Origin of the sequence: Nocardia farcinica, from assembly GCF_029867845.1 — a bacterium.
In the GTDB taxonomy this organism is placed as follows: Bacteria; Actinomycetota; Actinomycetes; order Mycobacteriales; family Mycobacteriaceae; genus Nocardia; species Nocardia farcinica_A.
In genome coordinates this window covers 1-2,129 of record NZ_JARWRU010000784.1, presented here as the reverse complement: position 1 = coordinate 2,129, position 2,129 = coordinate 1, and the positions used below count along the sequence as shown (strand labels likewise).

The following is a 2,129-nucleotide window of genomic DNA, read 5'->3' as shown; positions in this document are numbered from 1 at the left end:
GCCGTCCTCGACACGATCGACCCCGCGCATCCCCTCGGCGCGGTGATCCACCTGGCGGCGGGCCTGGCCGACGCCGCCTTCGACGCGCTCACCCCCGAGCACCTGGACGCGGTGCTGCCGGCCAAGGCGGGTGGCGCGTGGCACCTGCACGAGCTCACCGAGGGGCTCGACCTGTCGATGTTCGTGCTCTTCTCCTCGGCGGCAGGCGCGTTCGGCAATGCCGGGCAGGCCAACTACGCCGCCGCCAACGTCTTCCTCGACGCGCTGGCCAGGCATCGCCATCTGCGCGGGCTGCCCGCCGCCGCCCTGGCCTGGGGCTGGTGGTCGGAGGACACCTCCAACACCGGCACGATGGACGAGAAGGACCGGGCCAGGCTGCGCCGCATGGGCGTCACCCCGATGCCGACGGACAAGGCGCTCGAGCTGTTCGACGCCGCGCTGCACACCGGCCGCCCGAACGTGCTGCCGATCGGCATCGACCTGTCGCTGCTGCGGGTGGCCGCCTCGGTCGCCGAGCTGCCGCCGTTCTTCCGCGCCCTGCTGCACACCCGCCCGCGCGCCACCCAGCAGATGGGCGACGCCTCCCAGCTGGCCAAGCGGTTGTCCGGGCTGACCCCGGCCGAGCAGCACGAGGTCGTCGTCGACATGCTCAAGACGCCGATCGCGATGGTGCTCGGCTACTCCTCCCCCGAGGCCGTGCACCCGGACCGGGAGTTCACCGAGATGGGCGTCGACTCGCTCAGCTCCATCGAACTCGGCGCCCATCTGCGCGCGCTGACCGGCGTCAAACTGGCCAACTCGGTGATCTTCCAGTACCCGACGGTGAACCTGCTCGCCCGCCACGTGCTCGAGCAGGTCACCCCGCAGGACGCCGAGCTCACCGACCCGATCGTCGCCGAGGTCGAGATGCTGCTCGACCGGTTGGCCGCCATCCACGAGAACCGGGAGATACCCGCGGATCTGGTGCGCAGGCTCGAGTCGGCGGTCGGCAGGATCGGCACGGTCAGCGGGGCGGTGTCGTGAGCCGCGTGCTGGCGATCAGCGATCTGCACGTCAGTCATCAGGGCAACAGCGAGGTACTCGACCACATCCGCCCGACCTCGGCCGACGACTGGCTGATCGTGGCCGGGGACGTGGCGGAGAAAGTCGACACGCAGCGCCGCACCCTGGCGCTGCTGCGGGACCGGTTCGCCGAGGTCGTGTGGGTGCCGGGCAATCACGACCTGTGGACCACCGCCCGCGATCCGGTGTCCGAGCGCGGTGCGGGCCGCTATCGGCTGCTCGTGCGGATGTGCCGCGCGCTGGGCATCCACACCCCCGAGGACCCCTACCCGCGCTGGGCGGGACCGGGCGGACCGGTGACGGTGGCGCCGCTGTTCATCGGCTACGACTACAGCTTCCCGCCGCGCGGGGCCACGACGAAGGCCGAGGGGCTGGCCGCCGCCGAGGCGCGCGGCACCGTCGCGGTCGACGAGCAGCTACTGTCCCACGAACCGTACGACTCGCGGGAGCAGTGGTGCCGCGAGCGGGTCGCCTACACCCGCGGCAGGCTCGATGCCGTCGACCCCGCGGAACGGCTGGTGCTGGTCAACCACTTCCCGCTCGTCCGCACACCGGTCGAGCGGCTGTTGCGCGCGGAGTTCGGGATGTGGTGCGGCACCGAGCTGACCGCCGACTGGCACCGCCGCTATCGCGTCGAGTGCGTGGTCTACGGGCACCTGCACATCCGCCGCACCGACCATTTCGACGGCGTGCGCTTCGAGGAGGTGTCCCTCGGTTACCCGCGCGAGTGGCGGTGGCGGGGCCTGCCCGATCCGTTGCTCACCCAGATCGTGCCCGCCCCGCGCCCGGTCGGGCGCGGCAGGCCCGGCGCGGGCTGGGTGCCGCAGCACGCACAGCGACTGACACGTTGGATGGGCCGGCGCGTGGCCGCCGGCCGGGAATGAGCACCCGATGAGCGAGACACCCGACGAGAGAACACCATTGGAGCGCAGACTCGGCGCCGACCAGCCCGCCCTGCGGCAGTTGGAACCGTCGCGGCCGGCCGAGTTAATAGCCCAGCTCGCCCGGGCGGCCGCCCGGGGCCCCGCCCCCCGCGCAGCCCCCAAGCGCGGACCCCCGCCCCCACA

The 2,129-nt window shown here is 72.6% G+C and carries 2 protein-coding genes; both read left to right on the top strand.

Annotated elements, in window-relative coordinates:
- Positions 1 to 1,023: beta-ketoacyl reductase (locus tag QH283_RS17170; protein ID WP_280504001.1), on the top strand; the 1,023-nt coding region annotated here is incomplete at its 5' end.
- The gene (locus QH283_RS17165; protein WP_280504000.1) at positions 1,020 to 1,946 is read left to right on the top strand and encodes a metallophosphoesterase family protein; all 927 of its coding nucleotides are present in this window, start codon (positions 1,020 to 1,022) and stop codon (positions 1,944 to 1,946) included. The genes QH283_RS17170 and QH283_RS17165, both read left to right, overlap by 4 nt.
- Positions 1,947 to 2,129: the final 183 nt, after the last annotated feature.